The sequence below is a fragment of the Acidovorax sp. HMWF018 genome, assembly GCF_003061035.1.
GTDB classification, from domain to species: domain Bacteria; phylum Pseudomonadota; class Gammaproteobacteria; order Burkholderiales; family Burkholderiaceae_C; genus Acidovorax; species Acidovorax delafieldii.
On record NZ_QAIM01000296.1, the window covers coordinates 1 to 7,297 of the forward strand.

4 protein-coding genes and 1 pseudogene are annotated in these 7,297 nt (G+C 65.7%); 1 reads left to right on the forward strand and 4 read right to left on the reverse strand.

Features of this window, described 5'->3' with window-relative positions; translation table 11 throughout:
• The coding region (locus DBR23_RS10900; RefSeq protein WP_108498249.1) for a tripartite tricarboxylate transporter substrate binding protein at nucleotides 1-945 on the forward strand (945 nt) is incomplete at its 5' end.
• Nucleotides 946-1,148: 203 nt separating this feature from the next.
• On the opposite strand, the gene DBR23_RS10905 is transcribed toward DBR23_RS10900, so the two are convergent.
• The 4 genes and pseudogenes from DBR23_RS10905 to DBR23_RS10920 all read right to left on the reverse strand — a co-directional run.
• Nucleotides 1,149-2,723 carry a methyl-accepting chemotaxis protein gene (locus DBR23_RS10905; protein ID WP_108498250.1) on the reverse strand — a complete coding sequence of 525 codons (1,575 nt, stop codon included), beginning with the start codon at nucleotides 2,721-2,723 and terminating at the stop codon, nucleotides 1,149-1,151.
• A gap of 77 nt (nucleotides 2,724-2,800) precedes the next feature.
• Complete coding sequence (locus DBR23_RS10910) at nucleotides 2,801-3,829, reverse strand: tripartite tricarboxylate transporter substrate binding protein (RefSeq protein WP_108498251.1); 1,029 nt, start codon at nucleotides 3,827-3,829, stop codon at nucleotides 2,801-2,803.
• A 335-nt stretch (nucleotides 3,830-4,164) separates the two neighbouring features.
• Nucleotides 4,165-6,543 carry an RNA polymerase sigma factor RpoD gene (rpoD, locus tag DBR23_RS10915; protein WP_056061911.1) on the reverse strand — a complete coding sequence of 793 codons (2,379 nt, stop codon included), beginning with the start codon at nucleotides 6,541-6,543 and terminating at the stop codon, nucleotides 4,165-4,167.
• 267 nt (nucleotides 6,544-6,810) lie between these two features.
• Nucleotides 6,811-7,297 (reverse strand): annotated as a pseudogene (locus DBR23_RS10920) (DNA primase); the annotation flags it as partial.

The window sequence follows — 7,297 nt, forward strand, 5'->3', positions numbered from 1 at the left end:
GCCGCACTGGGCGTCGCCGCCTGGGGCCTGCCCCGCATGGCGCGTGCCCAGGGCGACGGCAAGCCGCTGCGCGTGATCCTGCCGCTGTCGGCGGGCTCGGGGGCCGACGGCGCCATCCGCGCCATCAGCACCAGCCTGGCCAAGGCGCTGGGCCAGCCCATCGTCATCGAGAACCTGCCGGGCGCGGGCGGCATCACCGGCACCACGCAGATCGTGCGTGCGCCCAAGGACGGCTCGGTGATCGGCGTGGTGTCCAACAACCACGTGGTCAACCCCAGCGTGTACAAGAACATTCCGTTCGACTCGCTGGCCGACATCACCCCCATCACCATCCTGGGCGCCACGCCGTTTGTGCTGGTCGCGCACCCTGCGGTGCCCGCCAAGACGGTGCAGGAGCTGATCGCGCTGGCCAAGTCCAAACCCGGCGTGCTCAACTACGGCTCGTCGGGCAACGGCACCATCCTGCACCTGGGTGCGGCCATGTTCGTGGACCAGGCCAAGCTCGACATCAAGCACATTCCCTACCGGGGCATGGGCCCGCTGATGAACGACATCCTGGGCGGGCAGGTGCAGCTGGGGGTGGTGGCAGTGGCACCCGCGGCTGCGCACATCAAGGCAGGCGCCTTGCGGGCCCTGGGGGTGACCACGGCCACCCGCGTGGCCGCACTGCCGGGCGTGCCCACCATTGCCGAACAAGGCCTGCCGGGCTATGAGCTGGACGGGTGGATCGCCCCCGTGGCGCCTGCGGGCCTGCCCAAGGCCGAGCTGGCGCGGCTGTACAACGGCTTCAAGGCCGCCATGGAGATGCCCGAGGCCCGTGATGCGCTGATTGCGCAGGGCTACGAGATCAAGCTCACGCAGCCCGAGCCGGCCGCCGCCTTCTTCCGCAGCGAAGCAGCGCGCATGGCGCAGGTGGTGAAGAACGCGAACGTGAAGATCGACTGACGCAGCGCAGGGGGCTGCCTGCAGCGTGTTTTCGCGCAGCATCAGGCAGGTTTTGAGGGTTTTCGGGCGCTTGCGCTAGTGCAATATGCCTTATTAGCTATTGTATTGATAGCATTTGCATGGCCGCCGTGGCCCTGCGCCCGCAGGGCTGCAGTGCCACCGCGGGTGCGGTGTGATGTGCAACTGCCTTGCGGCACCCGATATCAGGCGCGCGGCGCGGGGAGCGCGGGGTGGGCGTGGCGCAGGCGGAACACCTCTACGGCCTGCACCAGTTGCTGCGCTTGCCCGCTCAGGCTGCCTGCGGCAGCGGCGCTTTCTTCGACCAGGGCGGCGTTCTGCTGTGTCGCCTCGTCCATGCGCACGATGGCCTGCGTCACGCGCAGCATGTCGCTGGTCTGCGCGGCGCTGGCCTGGCTGATCTCTTCCATCAGCGCGCTCACGCCCTGGATGGACGACACCACCTCGGCCATGGTCGTGCCTGCATTGCGCGCCAGGTCCGAGCCGGCCTGCACGCGCTCCACGCTGGTCTGGATGAGCTGCTTGATCTCGCGCGCGGCGCTGGCGCTGCGGGTGGCGAGGTTGCGCACCTCGCTGGCCACCACAGCAAAGCCCCGGCCTTGTTCACCGGCGCGCGCGGCCTCGACGGCGGCATTGAGCGCGAGGATGTTGGTCTGGAATGCGATGCCGTCGATGACGCCAATGATGTCGGCAATGCGGCGCGAGCTGTCCTGGATGCCCTGCACTACCTCCACCATCTGCGTGACCACATCGCCACCCCGCTGCGCCACGGTAGCGCCGTTGCGCGCCAGCTCGTTCGCGCGCTGGGCGTTGGAGGCGTTCTGCTGCACGGTGGACTGCAGCTGCTGCATGGACGAGGTGGTCTCGTCCAGCGACGAGGCCTGTTCTTCGGTGCGATGGCTCAGGTCGGCGTTGCCCTGCGCAATTTCAGCGCTGGCGCTGGCCACGCCCTCGGCGTTGCTGCGCACGCCGGAGACCACGTTTTCGAGGTTGTCCTGCATGGCGCGCAGGGCCTCCAGCAGGCGCGCGGGCTCATCCTTGCCCTCGACCTCGATGCGGGTGGTCAGGTCGCCCGCCGCCACTTTGTGCGCCACCGACACCGCCACCCCCAGGGGGCGCACCACCGAGCGGGTGAGCAGCCAGCCCGCGCAGGCGCCCAGCGCCGTGACCAGTGCAAGTGCCACCAGGCTGCTGAACAGTGCGCGCCGGGCGTCCTGCGCAGCCTCCTGGGCGATGGCCGCACTGCTGGCGGCCACCTGCTGGCTCAGCTCGGTGAGCAGCTTGGCGGGGCCCTGGTCGATGTCGGCCACGTCCGCATCGCCCGCCGAGGGCACAAAGCCCAGCGACTGGAACACCTCAAAGCCCTTGCGGTAGCCCTGCGCCATCTGGGCGTGGGCCTGGGTGAACTTTTGCAGCGCCGCCTTTTCCTGCGCGTCGGTCAGCTGGGGCTCCAGCGCCTTGGCCGCATCGGCCACCCGTTTTTCACTGGCCTGGAAAGCGTTCCAGTGCAACTCGCGCTTGCGCGAGTCCTCGCCACGCAGCAGGGTGTTCTTCCACTCCAGCACCTGGGTCTTGAACTCGCTTTCCATGCGGCTCACGGCGCGCTCCTGCGCCACGCGCTGTTGCACCGTGGTGTCGTAGGTGCCCAGCGTTCGGTACAGGGCGGCAATGCCGAACAGCGCGGCCCCCAGCAACAGGGCCAGCACCAGGCCCAGGGCCGTGGCCATGCGTGCGCCGATGGAGTAGTTGGACATTTTCATCAGAGGCTCCAAAGGTTCTGCAGCAGGCCGGTCGGCTGGTGCTCAGAGGCGCTTGCGGCGGGGGTGTTCAGACCTTCTCAGGCCTTCAGCTTGAGCAGGTACACCATCACGCGGGCGGTTGTGAGGTCCAGTTCCATGAACTCTGCCAAATCCTTGCCGGTGAGCCAAGAGGGTTCCCACCGGTTCTGTTTGAGCGTGCGCAGCCAGGATTCGTGGCGGGTTGCGGCCTCAACGGCGGCCAGCATCTCCGCCGTGCGTGCGGCGGACACGCCCTTGCCGGTGAACACACCGCGCCAGTTCGCCATCACGGCATCCAGCCCTTGTTCGCGGAACGACGGCAGGCCAAAGACGCTGCGGCGCGACGACACGCCCACGGCGCGCAGCTTGCCGCTGGCAATGGCATCGTTGAACTCGCTGTAGCCCGACAAACCCAGGGCTGCGTTGCCCGACAGCACGGCCTCGACCACCTCGGCACCGCCAGGGAAGGGTTTGTAGACCAGCCCCTCCGGGTTGGCCTTGGCGGCGCGGGCCAGCACGCCTGCGTAGATGTGGTCCACACCACCGGCCGAACCGCCGGCAATCGGCACGGCCTTGAGGTCGGCACGCAGCGCATCGGCGAGGTCCTTGGTGGTCTTGATGGGCGAGTTGGCGGCCACTGCGGCCACCAGGTAGTCGCTGGTGAGCCGCGCCAGGGGCTGGATCTGTGTCATGTCCACTGCAGGCTTTTGCAGTGCCACGGCGCCCACCATCACCATGCCACCCATCAGCAGCGTGTTGGGGTCGTTGCTGTACTTTTCGGCGTATTTGGCCAGGCCGATGGTGCCGCCCTTGCCACCGATGTTTTCGTATTCCACCTGGTCCGCAGCGCCGGCTGCGACCATGGCTGCTCCGAGGGCTCGGCCTGTCTGGTCCCAGCCGCCACCGGCATTGGCAGGGATCACGATGCGCACGGTGCCCGCCAGCTTGGCAGGCTTGGCGGCTGCAGGGGCAGGACGGGCTGCTGTCGCAGCGCTCTGCGCCCAGGCGGAGGGGCCGAGCGCAGTCCAGGCCAGGGCGGTCGCAACGGATTGGGCAAGGGCACGGCGGCGGTCGATGGCTGCAGACATGGAAAGTCCTTTGACAAGAGGGAAGGCAGGAAGGGCGTCGGGAACCAGATCTCAGGCCGCTGCGGGAGCGCCCTGGCTGGGTTGCTTGCGCATTGCCACGCCGAAGCAACGCAGTCAGCCTGTGGCGGCATGCATAGGGAAGGGACCTGCGCACCACCTAGGCTGCGCGCAATGGTCGCCAGCCAAGCTGTCAGTCTGCTGTCGCTGGCATCAGGGTAAACGCGGGGTTTATGGCCCCGTGCAGAGCGGTGCGCCGATCAGCGCACCATGAAAAACGCCCTGCGCCGCAGGTGCGGGGCAGGGCGTTGGAGCCAGTAAAGGCTGGGTCGCGAGGCTTACAGCGAGTCGATGAAGCTGCGCAGCTTGTCAGAGCGGCTGGGGTGCTTGAGCTTGCGCAGCGCCTTGGCTTCTATTTGGCGAATGCGCTCGCGGGTCACGTCAAACTGCTTGCCCACTTCTTCCAGCGTGTGGTCGCTGGTCATCTCGATACCGAAGCGCATGCGCAGCACCTTGGCTTCGCGCGGCGTGAGGCCGTCCAGGATGTCCTTGACCACGTCGCGCAGGCCGGCCTGCATGGCGGCTTCGATAGGCGCGGTGTTGGCACCGTCCTCGATGAAGTCGCCCAGGTGGCTGTCGTCGTCGTCGCCGATCGGCGTTTCCATGGAGATCGGCTCTTTGGCGATCTTCATGATCTTGCGGATCTTGTCCTCGGGGATCTCCATCTTGGCCGCCAGGATGGACGCATCGGGCTCGAAACCAAACTCTTGCAAGTGCTGGCGGCTGATGCGGTTCATCTTGTTGATCGTCTCGATCATGTGCACCGGGATACGGATGGTGCGCGCCTGGTCGGCGATCGAGCGGGTGATGGCCTGGCGAATCCACCAGGTGGCGTACGTCGAGAACTTGTAGCCCCGGCGGTATTCGAACTTGTCCACCGCCTTCATCAGGCCGATGTTGCCTTCCTGGATCAAGTCGAGGAATTGCAGGCCACGGTTGGTGTACTTCTTGGCGATAGAGATCACAAGGCGCAGGTTGGCCTCGATCATTTCCTTCTTGGCATCGCGCGAGGTGGCTTCACCTTCGTTCATGCGCTTGTTGATGCCTTTGAGCTCGGCCAACGGCACGACCACGCGCGACTGCAGGTCGATCAGCTTTTGCTGCAGGTCCTGGATGGGCGGGATGTTGCGCGCAATTACTGCCGACCAGGGCTTGCCGGCGGTGGCCTGCTTCTCGACCCACTGCAGGTTCAGCAGATTGGGCGGGAAGTCCTTGATGAAGGTCTCCTGGGGCATACCGCACTTGTCCACGATGATGCGGCGCAGCTCGCGTTCCTTCTTGCGCACGTCGTCCACCTGGCCGCGCACCATGTCGCACAGCTTCTCGATGGTCTTGGCGGTGAAGCGGATGGTCATCAGCTCGGCCGACAAAGCAGCTTGCGCTTTGACATAGGCGGGCGTGCCGTAGCCTTCCTTGTCGTAGACCTTGTGCACTTTTTCGAACAGCTCGCGCAGCTTGTCGAAGCGCTCCAGCGCCTGCTTCTTGAGTTCTTCGAGTTTCTTGGTCAGCGCCTTGGAGCCGCCCTTGCCGTCATCGTCATCGGCCTCGTCGAATTCGTCGAAGTCTTCTTCGGCCACATAGTCGTCGGCCTCGTTGGGGTTGGAGAAGCCGTCCACGATGGTCGAGATGACGACCTTGCCTTCGCGGATCTCCTCGCCCATGTTGAGGATCTCGGCGATGGTGGCGGGCGATGCGCTGATCGCCTCCATCATGGCCATCAGGCCGCCTTCGATGCGCTTAGCGATTTCGATTTCGCCTTCGCGGGTCAGCAGCTCCACGGTGCCCATTTCGCGCATGTACATGCGCACGGGGTCGGTGGTACGGCCGAATTCCGAGTCCACGGTGGACAGCGCGGCTTCGGCGGCTTCTTCGGCTTCTTCCTCGGTGGCGCCAGCGGGAGCGTTGTCCGTGATGATCAGCGCTTCGGCATCGGGCGTCTGCTCGTACACCGCCACGCCCAGGTCGTTCAGGGTGGTGATGACGGCTTCGAGGGTTTCGGCATCGACCAGCTTGTCGGGCAAGTGGTCGTTGATTTCAACGTGCGTGAGGTAGCCGCGGGTCTTGCCCAGCTTGATCAGGGCCTTCAGGCGCTGGCGGCGCTTTTGCATGTCCTCTTCGGACAGGACGGTTTCGTCCAGGCCGAATTCCTTCATCAAGGCGCGTTCCTTGGCCTTGCTGATCTTCATGCGCAGGGGCTTGACCTTCTCGACCGTGGCGGCTGCCTCGGGGGTCTCTTCGATCTCGCCTTCGAGGTCGGCTTCGATGTCCGACAGGTCGGTATCGTCCACGCTCTCATCGCCACCGGCGGCTGCCTTGGGCTTGCGGCCGCGCTTGGCGGGGGCTTTGGCTTCGGCGGCACCAGCAGCCTTGGCGGGGCGGCCAGGCTTTTTCTTGGGCGCTTCTTCGTCGTCGGCGGCTGCGGCGACGGCCTTGGCGCGGGCAGGTTTCTTCTTCAGCAACTCATCGGCAGCTTTGATCAGCTCGGCGGTACTTTTCACGGGCACAGTTTTCACTTTCTTGGCGACCGGGGCGGGCGCGGCGGCAGCGGCCTTTTTGGGGGCCGCCTTGGCCGGCGCTTTGGCCGCGGTTTTGGAGACAGCCTTTGCGGCGGTGCCTGAGGCAGACTTGGGCGACTTCGCGGACTTTTGAGCGGGCATGGAGCAACCTCAGAATCAAAAACGGACACAAAGAAAACGCAAGCGCCTCAGATCCCGGCGCGGGTGGCGACGCAAAGCAACAGGGGCTTTGCGCCTGGAGGGGACACCCTCAGCGGCAAGATGTCTGGGCGATCATTTGGTGTGCAGTCCTTGCGATAAGTGGGCCCATCAGCGCATAGGTGCGCGTTTGTCACGGTGGCCCGGCTCGGAGGTGCTGCTGTCGCTCTTGCCAATAACTAACCTTATATTATACCGCCCAGACCCTATTCAAGTGGTTTTTGGCGCTATTTGCTCCAGTTCCTTGCGCTTTTCGGCCAGCGCCCGGTAGCGCTCCAGGGCCGAGGGGTCTTGTGCCACCTGCAGCACCAGCACTTTTTGCTGCTCCTTGATGTCTTCGATCTGCATGCGGGTGAGCAGGTCGCGCAGCTCCAGTCGCAATTCGTGCAGTTCGCCCTCGGTCTGCGCATGCGAGCCGGTCATCACCTTGACGGCCAGCTCTTCGCACTCGTGATCGCGCAGGCTTTCGCGCAGCACGGCCCAGGCCAGGGGGCCATGTTCGTGGAACTGCGCCTCCAGCCACGCAAACAGTGGCCCATGGGGCGCAGGCTGGGCCGCCAGGGTGGTGTGGTCGTCGTGCGTCAGCTCTTCCAGAAACGCCATGTGCGACAGCAGCAGCCGCGCCGCGTGGTCCGCCCGGCCCATGGCCGGCGTGCGGGGCAAACGGGGCTGGGGCGGCCAGGGAGCGTCCTTGTCG